Origin of the sequence: Pseudomonas mosselii (assembly GCF_019823065.1) — a bacterium.
GTDB classification, from domain to species: Bacteria; Pseudomonadota; Gammaproteobacteria; order Pseudomonadales; family Pseudomonadaceae; genus Aquipseudomonas; species Aquipseudomonas mosselii.
Map to the genome: position 1 here is coordinate 3,152,627 of NZ_CP081966.1, position 15,543 is coordinate 3,168,169.

The 15,543-nt window shown below is 65.7% G+C and carries 8 protein-coding genes; 7 read left to right on the plus strand and 1 reads right to left on the minus strand.

Features of this window, described 5'->3' with window-relative positions:
- Window positions 1–377 precede the first annotated feature (377 nt).
- Window positions 378–6,230 (minus strand): manganese-oxidizing multicopper oxidase MnxG, encoded by a 5,853-nt coding sequence (gene mnxG, locus K5H97_RS14660; RefSeq protein ID WP_028688952.1) that lies wholly within the window; start codon window positions 6,228–6,230, stop codon window positions 378–380.
- A 743-nt stretch (window positions 6,231–6,973) separates the two neighbouring features.
- On the opposite strand from mnxG, the gene K5H97_RS14665 reads away from it, so the two are divergent.
- The 7 genes from K5H97_RS14665 (at window position 6,974) to K5H97_RS14695 (ending at window position 15,539) form a co-directional block, all read left to right on the plus strand.
- On the plus strand, window positions 6,974–8,035 hold the full coding sequence (locus K5H97_RS14665; RefSeq protein ID WP_028688953.1) for a 3-deoxy-7-phosphoheptulonate synthase: 1,062 nt from the start codon (window positions 6,974–6,976) through the stop codon (window positions 8,033–8,035).
- Window positions 8,036–8,114: 79 nt separating this feature from the next.
- Window positions 8,115–8,396 carry a peptidylprolyl isomerase gene (locus tag K5H97_RS14670; RefSeq protein WP_028688954.1) on the plus strand — a complete coding sequence of 94 codons (282 nt, stop codon included), beginning with the start codon at window positions 8,115–8,117 and terminating at the stop codon, window positions 8,394–8,396.
- 13 nt (window positions 8,397–8,409) lie between these two features.
- Window positions 8,410–10,335, plus strand: a complete 1,926-nt coding sequence (locus K5H97_RS14675) for an extracellular solute-binding protein (RefSeq protein WP_028688955.1) — start codon at window positions 8,410–8,412, stop codon at window positions 10,333–10,335.
- The gene (locus K5H97_RS14680) at window positions 10,332–11,390 is read left to right on the plus strand and encodes a microcin C ABC transporter permease YejB (RefSeq protein WP_028688956.1); all 1,059 of its coding nucleotides are present in this window, start codon (window positions 10,332–10,334) and stop codon (window positions 11,388–11,390) included. Before K5H97_RS14675 ends, K5H97_RS14680 begins: the two co-directional genes overlap by 4 nt.
- Complete coding sequence (locus K5H97_RS14685; protein ID WP_028688957.1) at window positions 11,390–12,406, plus strand: ABC transporter permease; 1,017 nt, start codon at window positions 11,390–11,392, stop codon at window positions 12,404–12,406. Before K5H97_RS14680 ends, K5H97_RS14685 begins: the two co-directional genes overlap by 1 nt.
- A 91-nt stretch (window positions 12,407–12,497) precedes the next feature.
- Window positions 12,498–13,883 carry a sigma-54 interaction domain-containing protein gene (locus K5H97_RS14690; protein WP_028688958.1) on the plus strand — a complete coding sequence of 462 codons (1,386 nt, stop codon included), beginning with the start codon at window positions 12,498–12,500 and terminating at the stop codon, window positions 13,881–13,883.
- Between the two features lie 264 nt (window positions 13,884–14,147).
- Window positions 14,148–15,539: a GntP family permease gene (locus tag K5H97_RS14695; RefSeq protein ID WP_028688959.1), complete on the plus strand. Its 1,392-nt coding sequence runs from the start codon at window positions 14,148–14,150 to the stop codon at window positions 15,537–15,539.
- Window positions 15,540–15,543 lie beyond the last annotated feature (4 nt).

A 15,543-nucleotide genomic window follows, 5' to 3' on the forward strand; every position in this document is an offset into this window, starting at 1 on the left:
GCGCACGGGGCAGCGCCTTCGAGCGGGATGACCATGCTGCACCTCCACGGGGCTCAAGGGTTCTGTGGAGGGTGGAAGCAAGCGCTATGCCATCAGTAAAATTGTTTTAAATCAGGGTTTTGGAGAAACAAGCGGAGAGTATTGGGGAGGCTGCCCCAAACACGGGGGCGCTTTGCGCCCCCCTTCATGCTCAATGCGCGATGCGTGTAAGACGAACGCCTTGTAGCGCCTATGAAATCGAGCGCCGCCCGCATGGCGCGTCGCCGGCAAGCTGGCAACGCGCCGTGCGGGCGGCGCTCGATCTCATAGGCGCTGCATCCTTGTCGCCAGAGAGCTGGTGGCCTCCCCCACTCCCAAGCCAGGCCACCAGCCCCCTTTTACTGCGCCGGCGCCGTGGCCGGCGGCGCCTCGTTGGTCACCCGCAGGATGCCCCACAACCCCGAGGTATTTCCGTACGCGGCATAATCCCGGAACAGATAGTCTCCCGGAACCGCATTGGACCCACCGGCGCTGGGCAACATGAAGCTGAAGTGCGCCGCCGGCAACACGCTCTCCTGCGCACCGATGTACATGGCCATAGGGTTGTAGCCGAACCGCACCGAGCCGATGCCTGGCATCCCCATGGGGTAGCCGTCCACATCGCTCTTCTCGGCCTGGTAGTTGTGCAACGGCCACAGGTGCCCGTCCAACTGATAGGTCATGCCGCGGCTGCCGCCACTGGGCATGACGATGTGGTTGCGCACCGGTTGCCCAGGCTTGGCGTACAGCACAGGTGTCTGCGGATCACCGCCGACCAGGGCATTGCTGTAGGCCATGTGCGCGTTGGGGATGTCGGCGAAACCCAAGCCGTCGGCATGGCCGAACGGCGAGTCCGGGGCCATGCCGAAACGCAGCCACAGCGGCTCGGTCTTGTAGTTGACCGCCATGTTGCCGTTGTCCTGCGGATCGCCCGCCGCACCGTTGCCCTCGGTATTGATACCCGCCACCGGCGCGCCGTCGGCCCAGCGCATGTTCAGCGCCCGCTGCCACACGGTGACGAAGTCACGGTAGTCCGCCTGACCACTGACCTTCACCGTGGCCTGGGCACGGCTGGCGGTGTCCTCGGTCCAGGTGGCACTCTGCGGCAAGATGCTCATGGCGCCCACCAGGCCCTTCTGCGGCTGCTTGATGACATCGGCCGGGGTCAGGTTGAGGCCGCCGAACTCGATGGCGGTTGTGTTGATGTTGTCCACTGTACGACCCAGTTGCAGGGTCGGCTTGCCCTCGCGCTCCAGATGCCCGGCGTAGTACTGGTACACCTTGGTCGGATACGCGCCGCTGCCGCCGGTGCGCGGCGGCACGGTCTGCACCGGGTTGAGCCCGACGTTGACGCCGTCCGACTTGGTGATGTCGTACGCCAGCAACTGCGCGTGCAGGCCAACATGACTGGACGGGCGCATCAGGTTGTTGGCGAAGGCCGTGGCGCCTTCACTGGCGAAGCGATCGCGTTTGACCACGTTGTGCATCACCGCAGTGCTGGGCAGGTCGGGCATCACCAGCGGCAGGCGGTTTTCCAGGGTGACGCTGATGCAATCGCCGGCGTTGGCGCGCAGGATCAATGGCTCCACCGGCACGCCTGCCTTGAGCTTGCCGCTGCTTGGGTCGAGATCGGCCTTGCGCACATAGAGGATCGCGGTCGGGTCGTGCAGCGGCGCGCCATGGCCCCCGATGGTGAAGGTCTCGCCATCCTCCGGGTCGACCCCGCTCACCAGCGGGATGCTGGTGCGCCGACTGTTGAACACCAGCGTGCCACCATTGGCCTTGAGCGGGCCGCCGACATGCTGGCCGACGCCGTTCGGGTCGCTGATGGTCACGCTGTTACGGTTCTCGAGGATATCGTTGGCCAGCGCCGCGACCACTTCATAGCTCCGTTTGACCGTTGGCCGTGTGCCGATGCCATTGGCGTTGGCCGTGGTTTTCGGGCAGATGCCGTCGAAGTTCACGGTGTTGCGCATGGCTACCGGCTGCGGGTTGTTGGGCAGCGGGAACAGGTCGGCACGCTGAGCGGTGTAGTTGCGCATGATGCCCCAGATGCCGTTCCAATAGCCCTCAAGTGCCGCGTCCAGCGAATACAGGTAGTCGCCGTTGGTGGCGGCGGAGCTGGAGATCATCGATACCGGTGCCATGAAGCCCAATTGTTCGGAGATGCCGATCATCTGCGACGACTTCCATCCCGAATTGGAACTGTTGCCGAAGCCCGAGCCGTTCTGCAGCCACTTGACCCCGTGCAGGGTGACGTTGTGCTCCTCTTCATGTCCACCGGCATGCATGCGCAGGCGCACGTTGTCGCCTGAATAGGTACGCAGCATGGGTGTGAACGGGTCGCCCGGCTCGCTGCCGGCCTTGTTGATGTGCGGTGGGAACAGCGTGGTGCCGCCGGTGGGACCCACCGCCTGGGTAATCGCCGACGGTGCCAGGTTCATCGCCGGAATGGCACGGTCGGTACGGGTCTGCAAGGCGTAGCCCAGGTCGCCACCTAGGCCGTCGGCCTGCATGCCGCGCTTGCCGTCGGGACCGACCTTGTCAGGATCGAACACCCGCAGCGCCAGGGGCTCGTTGCGGTAGTTGACGACGAACATCCCAGGATCATCCACCGAAATCGCCTGCGGGCATGGCCTGCTCGGACAGCCGGGGTTGATGCCACCGCGTTCCTCGACAATGGCCTCCAGCAGGGTGGACGCCTTGCCCCGCACCGGCGGATTGATGGCATAGCGGAAACTGTCGGCGGTCGGCGGGTACGCCTGGCCATCAGGTACGCCGTTAGGCCCTGCGCCGACATATACACCCGCCTCGTAGGCGTGCTGGAAGCCGCTGTACTCAAGGAAGAACTCGCGATAGCTGTCGTTTTTACCATCGCCGTCGTGGTCACCGGTCTGGATGACCGCCTGCCACGAAGTCGGGCCGCCGTCCTGGCGGGTGGCCGGGTTGTACAGCTGCTCGCCGGTCTCGGCGTGGTACCAGGTGGAACCGGCGGGCTCGGCCAGCACGGTTGCATACAGCCCCAGCTGTTGGTGGGTCGATGGGCCGAGGTGGTCATGGGTGAAGATGGTGCCCAGGCCACGATCGACGTTGTACACGTTCACCAGCGGGTCGGCGAACCAGCGTTGCATGGCGCTGCGCGCGCCGAGCCAATCGGCCCGGCCAAAGCGCCCGAAATACGGATGCTGCTTGGCTTTCGGGCAGGCGGCGGTGCCGTCGCGGGTGTCGCCCTCGGTGCAGTTGTTGAAGCTGCGGATGGCATGCACACGCTCGACCACGCTGCCGGGCGAGAGGATACCGTCCTCGTAGTTCCAGCCGTTGGCAGAGCCGTCGGCGGCAGTCAGGTCCCATTTGGGCAGGTGGATATGCTGGCCGATCACGTCGGTTGGCGTGCGCACCTGGTAGTCGTCCATCTCATAGAACGACGGGATCAGGTTGGTATGCACGTACTGGGTGCAGTCGAAGGTGTTCATGCGCATCACCAGCGGCTCCGGCGGGCGCTGCTTGGTGATCACCGGCCAGGCGTCTTCCCACAGGGCGAGGATGCGCGCCTGCGGGAAGTGGTAGCCAACCTTGTTGTACACCGCGTCGAACTGGATGTTGGCCGCCTTGTAGATGCGCGGGCGGTCGGCGGTGAACGTGGACGAACCGCGGAAACTCATGCCGGTGAGGTTTTCACCGCTGAAGAACTCGCCGACGCCCGAGGACTGGGTCAGGCGCTTGCCGCGGTCGTCCATGCACGGCTCGTAGAACGGCGCGCCCGCCGTGGGCAAGGCGCCGTTGGTGCGAAAGGCCTTGGCCACCGGCGCGCCGCCGGGGATCAGGGCAAAGCTTGGATGTTCGGCCTTGGCGTGGAACTGCATGGCAGCCTGCTCGACCTCGGTGCCCTCCTCGGGCAGGTAGATCGGCTTGGCCTTGTGCACCACCTTGGAGAAATCCAGCTTGGTGGTGGTGGTCACGGCATCGCCACCGGCAGACACACCGTCAAGGGTGTGCCGGCCCAGGCCGCCGTCCCAGCCGTCGACTTGGTTGGGGTCGAGGTTGGCCCACAGCGCCTTGCCGCTGTCCTTGAGCTGGCGGGCCAGGGCCGGGTCGAGCATGTCCAGCGGCGGGGTCGGCGGGCGCTGGCCGACGCTGCTTTCCATGCCGCCAATCCAGAACGGGTAGCCGGGGTTCTTCAGGCTGCCGTCGGCGTTGCGATTGGTCTCGCTGCGGTCAACCAGGGCCAGGGAACCGACGGCGCGCGGGATGGGCGGTTGATCCGGATGGTCATCGCCCTCCTCCTTTTCATCGTCATCTTCATGCCCGGCGACCAGGGTCTCGGACAGCTTGGGCACCACGGTGACCTTGCCCGGCATCGGCGCCATGGCCTTGCCCGGCAACGGCACGATGGCCGGGATCGGCGTGCCGGCGATGATCTCGCCGTCCGGCAGCGCACGGGCGCCCTGGGCCGGCTTGCCATTGCGCAAGGCGAACGGCGTGCTGTGGAAGCCGTTGGCGCCCTCGCCACTGACCTCCAGGCGGGTACCCGGTTCGAACACATCGTGCACCCGCCACATGGCCCACATGCCCTGGGCGAAGTGCGGATAGAAATGGCAGTGATAGATGGCATCGCCCGCCACACGGTTGCGGTTGCCCGAACCGCCGTTGGCGATCTCGTAGGTGTAGCCCACGCCAGGGCCAATGCCCTGGGCGTCGATGTAGTCGGAATTGTCGTCGTTGGGATTGAACAGCCACTGGTGTCCGTGCAGGTGGAAGATGTGCTGCTCGTGGCCGTTGTGGGTGTTGCGGAACTTGGTGAAGTCGCCGATGTAGCTGTGGTGCACGTTGGCAGGCTCGGCCGGGTACAGGGCCATGGTTGCCTTGACCCCGGTGGCGCTGGCCGGCGGCGTTTCGCCAGGACGGATGTGCTCCAGCCCAACGTTGGCCGGGATATCCACCAACGTCCCGACATCGCCGACGGTATGGGCGCTGAGGAAGAATTCCTCGTAGGCGCACGACAGGCAATCGTGCATCGGCCCGACGCCGAGTCGGTTGGCCACCACCTCCGCCCCCATGCCGCCGGAGCCATAGTTGATCATGAACGAATCGCGGGTCGGCTCCAGCACATGCCCCATTACCGGGTCTGCCCAGTAGCCAGGGAATGCCTGGGTGCCTGCCACTTCGTCGGCAAACTGCGAGGCGAAGTCGCGAAACGCCTCGAGCCGGTTGGGCAACGCAGGGTTGCGCTTGCCGACGCTTTCCAGCGGGTAGGTGGCTTTCGGGAAACTGCCGTCGGGATTCGGCCCCATGACGATGGCGTCAGTCTCGCTGTTGAGGATCTCGTTGCCGTCGACCATGGCGATGATCGGCCTGCCGGCCTTGCCCTCGGCGACCCACGGCTGGGCCTGCGGATAGCGCGCCTCGTAGTCGATCACCGGCTGACCGGTGGCGGTGCGGCCAGTGGTGGCCAGGCGCATTTCCTCCTCGGTCAGGGTGTTGCGATAGGTGCGGCCGGCCTTGGGCACCACCACCACCTGGCCGAACAGGCCGTTGGCGACGTTGCCGGCATTACCTTCGCCGCCGAACGGCGCACCGCGACTGGACACGGCGAAGGCACCCTCGCGTTCGGCGTACAACGTGTAACTGCGGGTGCTGCCGGGGGCCACCAGAAAGTTGCCGTTGCGCCCGGTGTTGGCCGAAATATCAGCGATGGTGTTGACCGCCTGCATGCCATTCACCTGGAAGCCCACGTGACGGTCGCGAACCTGTTCGTCGGCAACCAAGTGCTCGCCGCCTTCGTTCTCGACCTCGGCGCCCTCTTCTTCCTCCCCTTCGCCCCCGGTTTCGTCATGGTCGATGCCGTGCTTGTTGGGGTTGGCCTGGTAGGCCAGCAGGTTGGTCAGGTTGACCGTCAGGCAGTCACCGGCGGCCACCCGCAGCACGATCGGCCGCGGGCGCTTGTCCGGGCGCAGGGTGACCTTGCCCGGCACCGCGGCGCCGCCCTTGCCCAAGGGCACCTGGTGCTCATCCACCACGTCCTGGCGCAGGGCGTACATCATGCCGTTGGCGTTCTGCGCGCCGAGGCGGTTGAACATCAGCGGCTGATCCAGCGCCACCACGTTGGCCACCAGCGTGCGCTGGCACTGCACCGCGGCCTCGCTGGAGACCTGCCAGCCCAGCAGGGCCAGCAGGAAAGTGGACAGGACCGGGCCTTTGCGAGGGGTCGACATGGGGCACCTCCGGAAACACAGGAATATGCACAAAGGTGAGCAAGGGCCATGCCAGCCAATTAACTGCTATTTTTCAATAGGTTATGAATTATGACGATGCGATTCGGGGAAAATCACCCAGTGGTATGCCCCGGATCAGGGGCTGCTACGCAGGCCTTTGCCAGCACATTCCCGTGGCAGCCAGCTTGCCGGCGATAAGGCCAGTACAGGAACACAATGACCCCAATAGCATTTAGTGATTGAACGCCAACGCAAAGGTGCAGTAAGCTCGGTCCCAATCACTGGAGAGCAACATGTCGAAACAATCCCGCAACCACGCCAACCACACCGGTCGCTCCGCGCACCGCGTGCTGGCCGTTGCCGGTCGTAACGCCGTTGCCAGCTTTTATTTCGGGTATTGGTTTAGCCACTAGGCGCCGATGACCCATCCGGCGCCCACCTTCGAGGGGCCGCCGAACATGAGAATACTCAAACCCCCGGTCGGCTCCCCGACCGGGGGTTTTGCTTTTCCGGACCCAAGAAACATACCGATTACCTTGAGGACAGCGACATGAACTACACCACCTATTACCGCACTTTCGCATGGCGATTTAGCCAGTTCCGTTCGGGCCAGCCTGCCGCCTCCGTTCGGTCGATTTCCGGTGGCAATGCCCCACAGACACCCCATTTGACGATCAGTCGAACACCTCGATAGGGCCGACGACGCGGGCCATAACCCGCCGTCCGCCCAGGGAAAAAACGCCATGCAAGCCTCGAACCTCGCCCTGCCCCTGACCCAACCGCACGCTGCCAACACCACCGTCAGCCAGCGCCTGCCCAGCCCGCACCTGCTCAAGCAGCAGATGCCGCTGTCCTGCGAACTCACCCAGCAAGTCCACGCTCACCGCCAGGCAATCCGCGCCATCCTCGAAGGCCGCGACGCACGTCTGCTGGTGGTGGTCGGCCCCTGCTCGATCCATGACCCGCGCTCGGCCCTCGAATACGCCGACCGCCTGGCCGCACTCAGCCGTGACGTCGACGACAAGCTGCTGCTGGTGATGCGCGCCTACGTGGAGAAACCGCGCACCACCGTGGGCTGGAAAGGCCTGGCCTACGATCCGCACCTTGATGGCAGCGACGACATGCACGCCGGCATCGCCCTGTCCCGCGGCCTGATGCTGGGCATGCTCGAACGCGGCCTGCCGATCGCCACCGAGCTGCTGCAGCCGATGGCCGCCGGCTACTTCGACGACCTGCTGGGCTGGGCCGCCATCGGCGCGCGCACCACCGAGTCGCAGATCCACCGCGAGATGGTCAGCGGCCTGGAGCTGCCAGTTGGCTTCAAGAACGGCACCGACGGTGGAATCGGCATCGCCTGCGACGCCATGCGCAGTGCCGCCCACCCGCACCGTCACTTCGGCATGGACGTCCAAGGCCACCCGGCGATCATCGAGACCCTGGGCAACCCTGACACCCACCTGGTGCTGCGCGGCGGGCACCAGGGCCCGAACTACGACGCCCAGAGCGTCGCCCTGGCCCGCCAAGGCCTGGCCAAGGCCGGGCTGGCGCCACGGATCATGGTCGACTGCAGCCACGCCAACAGCGGCAAGGACCCGGCTCGCCAGCCGGCGGTGTTCGAGGATGTGCTTGCCCAGCGCCTGGCCGGCGACCGTTCGCTGGTCGGGGTAATGCTCGAAGGGCACCTGTTCGATGGCTGCCAGGCCCTGGGCAAGGGCGCGCTGAAGTACGGCGTGTCGATCACCGACGGCTGCCTGGGCTGGGAGGCGACCGAGGCCTTGCTGCGCGAGGCCGCCGCTCGCCTGTAGGCCTCTATGGCAAGCCTTGCGAGACACGGCACGAACAAGTGCGCTAGGCTTGCCTTTTCGATCCCAAGGAGCAGTACCCATGGCCCGTGCCACCGCCCGCCACATCCTGGTTGCCACCGAAGACAAGTGCAACGAACTCAAAGCACAGATCGAAGGCGGCGCCGACTTCGCCGAAGTCGCCAAGGCCCACTCTACCTGCCCGTCCAGCCGTCAGGGCGGCGACCTGGGTTCGTTCGGCCCGGGCCAGATGGTTCGCGAGTTCGACACCGTGGTCTTCAGCGCGCCGCTGAATGTCGTCCAGGGTCCGGTGAAGACCCAGTTCGGCTACCACCTGCTGGAAGTGACCAGCCGTCAGGACTAAGTCATCGCAGCCGATGACGTACCCTGTGGGAGCGGGTTCACCCGCGAATACGCCGGTCCATGCAACATCGTTGCCTGAGCTGACGCATTCGCGGGTAAACCCGCTCCCACAGTTGTTGTGTGGGTTCATGCTGTTGTGCCTGACTGCCACCTCCCATGCCGCCCCCACCCACGCCCTCACCGTCTACGCCGAAGCCCCGCGCTATCCCGCGAATTTCCACCATTTCGACTACGTCAACCCCGACGCCCCCAAGGGCGGCAGCCTGCGCCGCTCGGCCATCGAGATCGGCCAGTTCGACCATGTCCTGCCCTACATCGACAAAGGCATCGGCGTCAGCCAGGTCGATGGCTGGTTGTACGCACCGCTGGCCGTGCGCTCGCTTGATGAGCCCTACACCGTATACGGCCTTGTCGCCCAGCGCATGGAGCGCGGCCCCGATGACGCCTGGCTGCGCTTCTACCTCGACCCCCGCGCCACCTTCGCCGACGGCAAGCCGGTACGGGCCGAAGACGTACGCTTCAGCTACGAGCTGCTGATGAACCAGGGCAGCCTCAAGTTTCGTACCCAGTTCGCCGATGTCGCCGCGGTCACGGTCGAAGGCCCGCGTCAGGTGCGCTTCGACTTGAAACAGCCCCATGGCCGTACGCTCCCCCTTGAGCTGGCCGGCCTGCCGGTGCTGCCCGAGCACGACTGGCAGCAACGCGACTTCGCCAACGGCGCCGGCTTCGACAAGCCGGTGGGCAGCGGCCCTTACCGCATCAGCAGGATCGACAACGGCCGCAGCATCACCTTCGAGCGCGATGCGACCTGGTGGGCGCGGGATTTGCCGGTCGTCCGCGGGCTGTACAACTTTGACCGCATCGGCGTCGAATTCTTCGGTGACACCGAGGTGGCCCGCCAGGTGCTCAAGGGTGGAGGCTACGACTACAACCGCGAGTATTCCGCCACCGCCTACACCCTCGGCTACAACGGTGCCCCGCTGGATGACGGGCGCCTGCAGCGCGCCCACCTGGCTCCGGCCAAGCCGCAGATCGCCCAGGGCTTCGTGTTCAATCTGGACCAGCCGCAGTTCAAGGACCGCCGCGTGCGCCAGGCCCTGGCCATGCTCTGGGACTTCGAATGGAGCAACCGGCAGATGATGCGCAACATGTACATCCGCCAGCAGAGCCTGTACTCGAACACCCCCCTGGCTGCCCGCGCCCTGCCCGACGCCGAGGAGCTCAAGCTGCTCGAACCGCTGCGCGGCCAGGTGCCGGACCAGGTGTTCAGCCAGGTATTCAACGCACCGGTCACCGATGGCTCCGGCATCATCCGCCAGCAGCAACTGAAGGCCCTGGCCTTGCTGCAGGACGCCGGCTGGCATCCCCAGGGCGATCGACTGGTCAATGCCCAGGGCCAGCCGTTGAGCTTCACCTTCCTCAATGGCCAGTCGGGGATGGAACGCCTGCTGCTGCCGTGGAAGCGCAACCTGGCGCAGATCGGCGTCGAACTGAACATCCGCAACGTCGACTCTGCCCAGTACGTCAACCGGCTGATGGCCCGCGACTACGACATGATCGTCACCGGCTACCCGGTGACCCTGTCGCCGGGCAGCGAGCAGTACAACTACTTCGGTTCCGCCGCAGCCAATGATCCGGGCTCGAACAACCTGATGGTGCTCAAGGACCCGGCGGTGGACCGCCTGCTCGACGGCCTGGTACGCGCCACCAGCCAGGCCGACATGCAGCGCCACGCCCGCGCCCTGGACCGGGTGCTGCAATGGAACTACTACTGGATTCCCAACTACTACCCGCCGGGCAGCTCGACGGTGTGGTGGAACCGCTTCGGCCTGCCCAAGGTACAGCCGGCCTATGACGAAGGCCTGGACACCTGGTGGGAAGTCAGCCCCCGGGCCCTGACCAACCCGCGGATGGCCGAGCGCTTGCGGAGCATGCCATGACCACCTACATCCTGCGCCGCCTGCTGCTGATCATCCCCACCTTGCTGGCCATCCTGCTGGTGAACTTCGCCATCGTCCAGGCCGCGCCCGGCGGGCCGGTGGAACAGGCCGTGGCGCGCCTGCAGGGCATCGGCGGCGGCGCGCCGGGTGCCCGCGTCGAGGCAGTACAGGGCGAGTCCCGCGCCACCCGCGGTCTGGACCCGAAGCTGATCGAGGAGATCAAGCGCCAGTACGGTTTCGACAAGTCCGCGCCCGAACGGCTGTGGCTGATGCTTGGCCAGTATGCACGGCTGGACTTCGGCCAGAGTTTCTTTCGCGGCGCCACGGTCACCGAGCTGATCGTGCAGAAACTGCCGGTGACCCTGTCGCTGGGCTTCTGGGCCACGCTGATCACCTACCTGGTGTCGATCCCGTTGGGCATTCGCAAGGCGGTGCGCCATGGCAGCCGCTTCGACGCCTGGAGCAGCGCGCTGATCGTGATCGGCTACGCCCTGCCCTCGTTCCTGTTCGCCCTGCTGCTGATCGTGCTGTTCGCCGGCGGCACCTCGCTCAACTGGTTCCCGGTGCGCGGCCTGGTGTCGGAGGACTTCGACCAGCTCAGCCTGCTGGGCAAGGTCGCCGACTACTTCTGGCACCTGGTGCTGCCGGTTGGCGCCCTGGTGATCGGCGGTTTCGCCACCCTCACCCTGCTGACCAAGAACGCCTTCCTCGACGAGATCGCCCGCCAGTACGTGGTCACCGCACGGGCCAAGGGCCTGAGCGAGCGCCGGGTGCTGTACGGCCATGTACTGCGCAACGCCATGCTGCTGGTGGTGGCCGGCCTGCCCCAGGCATTGATCACGGTGTTCTTCGCAGGATCGCTGCTGATCGAAGTGATCTTCTCCCTCGACGGCCTCGGGCGCATGAGCTACGAGGCAGCGGTGTCGCGGGACTACCCGGTGGTGTTCGGCACGTTATTCATCTTCACCCTGGCCGGGCTGCTGATCCGCCTGCTGGGCGACCTGTGCTACACGGTGCTCGACCCGCGCATCGACTTCGACGCGAGGGGCCGCTGATGTTCTCGCCCATCGCCCGGCGGCGCCTGCGGCGCTTTCGCGACAACCGCCGCGGCTGGATCTCGCTGTGGCTGTTCGCCGGGCTGTTGCTGTTGAGCCTGGGCGCGGAACTGGTGGCCAATGACAAGCCCTTGCTGCTGGGCTACCAGGGCGAGCTGTACACCCCGGCGCTCAAGCGCTACACCGAGCAGCAGTTCGGCGGGCAGCTGCCGTTCCAGCCCGACTACCGCAGCCAGTACGTGCGCCAGTTGATCGAGGGCCAGGGCGGCTGGATGCTGTTCGCGCCCATCCCGTTCAGCGCCGATACCCCCAACTACGACCTGCAGGTGCCCACCCCCAGCCCGCCCAGCGCGAGCAACTGGCTGGGCACCGACGACCAGGGCCGCGATGTGCTGGCGCGGGTATTGTATGGCACACGGGTTTCGCTGTTGTTCGCCTTCGCCCTGACCCTGCTCAGCGTGCTGATCGGCGTGACGGCCGGTGCCCTGCAGGGCTACCACGGTGGCTGGGTCGACCTGTTCGGCCAGCGCCTGCTGGAAGTGTGGTCGGGATTGCCGGTGCTGTACCTGCTGATCATCCTGTCAGGATTCGTCGAGCCGGATTTCTGGTGGCTGCTGGGGATCATGGCGCTGTTCTCCTGGCTGACCCTGGTCGATGTGGTGCGCGCCGAGTTCCTCCGTGGGCGCAACCTGGAATACGTCAAGGCCGCTCGCGCACTGGGACTGTCCGATACCCAGGTGATGCTGCGGCATATCCTGCCCAACGCCCTCAACGCGACCCTGACCTATGTCCCCTTCATGCTCACCGGGGCGATCACCACCCTCACCGCGCTGGACTTTCTCGGCTTCGGCATGCCCGCCGGCAGCGCTTCGCTGGGCGAGCTGGTGACCCAGGGCAAGCAGCACCTCGAGGCGCCGTGGCTGGGCTTTACCGCGTTCTTTGCCCTGGCGCTGATCCTGTCGTTGCTGGTATTTATCGGCGATGCGCTGCGCGAGGCGTTCGATCCCCGCTCATAGCCTTACCTCGGTCACTGCAGGAGCGGCCCTATCGCGACACAAGGCCGCTCTACAGGGGCGCACGACACTTGTCTCAACGGATACGTCTTCCATGCACGACAACCTCAAGGACTACCCCCAGGTCCGCCAACTGGCCATCCGCTCGCTGTTCGAGATCATCGAGCAATCCAGCGAAGGCACGGTGATCGTCGACCGCCAGGCGCGCATCGTCTGGATGAACGAGCGCTATGCCCGACGGTTCGGCCTGCAGGACGCCGCCAGCGCCATCGGCCAGCCCTGCGAGGCGGTAATCCCCGGCAGCCTGATGCGCGAGGTGGTGAGCAACGGAAAGCCGATCCTGCTGGACATGCTCGACACGCCGAACGAGCCGCTGGTGGTGATGCGCCTGCCGATCCACGACGACCAGGGCGCGCTGATCGGCGCCATTGGCTTTGCCCTGTTCGACGAGCTACGCAGCCTGTCGCCCTTGCTCAAGCGCTATGCCAGCATGCAGCAGGAACTGGCCTCGACCCGCTCGCAACTGCGTGCGCGCCAGGCCCGCTACAGCTTCGCCCAGTTCGTCGGCAGCAGCCCGGCCTGCCTTGAAGCAAAGCGCCGCGCCCGCCGCGGCGCGACCAGCGACTCACCGGTGCTGCTACTCGGCGAGACCGGCACCGGCAAGGAACTGCTGGCCCACGCCATCCACGCCGCCTCGGCGCGCGCGCACAAGGCGTTCGTCAGCATCAACAGCGCGGCGATCCCCGAAGCGTTGCTGGAGGCCGAGTTCTTCGGCACCGCACCCGGGGCCTTCACCGGCGCCGACCGCAAGGGCCGCAGCGGCAAGCTGCAACTGGCCGAAGGCGGCACGCTGTTCCTCGACGAGATCGGCGACATGCCCCTGGCCCTGCAGAGCAAGCTGTTGCGCGTGCTGCAGGAGAAGGAATACGAGCCTGTGGGCAGCAACCAGATGCTGCGCAGCGATGTGCGGATCATCGCCGCCACCTCCATCGACCTGCAGGCGGCGATGGCCCGGGGAGCGTTTCGTACCGACCTGTACTACCGGTTGAATGTGCTGCCGGTGCAGGTGCCGCCGCTGCGCGAACGCCTGGAGGACCTGCCGGCGCTGTGCGAGGCGATTCTTGCCGAATTGGGCAGCCAGTATGAGCTGGAGGCCGAGGCCCAGGCACTGTTGGGGCGCCATGCCTGGCCGGGGAATATCCGAGAGCTGCGTAATGTGCTGGAACGGGCGACCCTGCTGGCCGACCAGCCACGGCTGGGCGTGCATGATCTGACAAACGCGCTGGGACCATTGAGCCCGGTGGCCGAGACGGCACCGCAGTTGGGGTACCGGGAGGCCTGTGCGCAGTTTGAACGCGGGCTGATTGTGCGGGCCTTGGGGCGCACTGGCGGGAATGTGCCGGAGGCAGCGCAGGCATTGGGGCTGGGACGGTCGACCTTGTACAAAAAGATGGTTGCGCTGGATATCGAGTCTCAATAAGGAGATATGTATCTCTTTATTGAGACCAGCGCGATGGTTGCGCCCGCGGCCGCCGACAAGGCGCCTGCCACATGGCGTACCGCAATCCACTGTGGGAGCCGGCTTGCCGGCGATGGGCCGCAACGCGGCCCCACTTTCTCAAATTCGAGACATCGATCTTTATAAATTCAAGATAATTCAATAATTTCAATGACTTAACAAGTTGGCACAATTCCCGCTACTGGTATTCCAACCATAAAAACAACAGTTGGAGATCCCCTTAGGATGACCGTGCTCATCGCCCTCGCTGCCCTGGCCCTGCTGATGCTCGCCGCCTACCGCGGCTACAGCGTGATCCTCTTCGCCCCCATCGCCGCCCTTGGCGCCGTGCTACTCACCGACCCCGCCGCCGTGGCCCCGGCCTTCACCGGGGTGTTCATGGAGAAGATGGTCGGCTTCATCAAGCTCTATTTCCCGGTATTCCTGCTCGGCGCCGTGTTCGGCAAGCTGATCGAGCTGTCGGGCTTCTCACGCTCGATCGTCGCCGCCGCCATTCGCCTGCTCGGCACCCGTCAGGCCATGCTGGTGATCGTGCTGGTCTGCGCCCTGCTTACCTACGGCGGCGTGTCGCTGTTCGTGGTGGTGTTCGCGGTGTACCCGTTCGCCGCCGAGATGTTCCGCCAGAGCGACATTCCCAAGCGGCTGATCCCGGCGACCATCGCCCTGGGCGCGTTCTCCTTCACCATGGACGCCCTGCCCGGCACCCCGCAAATCCAGAACATCATCCCCAGCACCTTCTTCAACACCACCGCCTGGGCCGCGCCCTGGCTGGGGCTGATCGGCACGCTGTTCGTGTTCTGCGCCGGCATGCTCTACCTGCAACGCCAGCGTAACAAGGCCCAGCGCAAGGGCGAAGGCTACGGCAGCAACCTGCGCAACGAGCCGGAAACCGCCGACGACATCGCCCTGCCCAACCCGTGGCTGGCCCTGGCGCCGCTGCTGCTGGTGGGGGTGATGAACCTGCTGTTCACCCACTGGATCCCGCAGTGGTACGGGGCCAGCCACACCCTGCAGTTGCCGGGCATGGCCACGCCAGTGCAGAGCGACGTGGCCAAGCTCACGGCGATCTGGGCGGTGCAGGCGGCCCTGCTGGTGGGCATCCTGATGGTGCTGGTGTGCGCCTTCGGCAGCATTCGCCAGCGCCTGGCCGAAGGCACCAAGAGCGCCGTGAGCGGCGCCCTGCTGGCGGCGATGAACACCGCCTCGGAATACGGTTTCGGCGCAGTGATCGCCTCGCTGCCGGGCTTCCTGGTCTTGGCCGACGCCCTGCGCGGTATCCCCAACCCGCTGGTCAACGAAGCCATTACCGTCACCCTGCTGGCCGGCATCACCGGCTCCGCTTCCGGCGGCATGAGCATCGCCCTGGCGGCCATGAGCGACAGCTTCATCGCCGCCGCCAACGCGGCGAACATCCCGCTGGAGGTGTTGCACCGGGTCGCCGCCATGGCCAGCGGCGGCATGGACACCCTGCCGCACAACGGCGCGGTGATTACCCTGCTGGCGGTGACCGGGCTGACCCACCGCGAGGCCTACAAGGACATTTTCGGAATTACCCTGATCAAGACCCTGGCCGTATTCGTGGTCATCGCCACGTTCTACGCCACCGGCATCGTATGAAGGA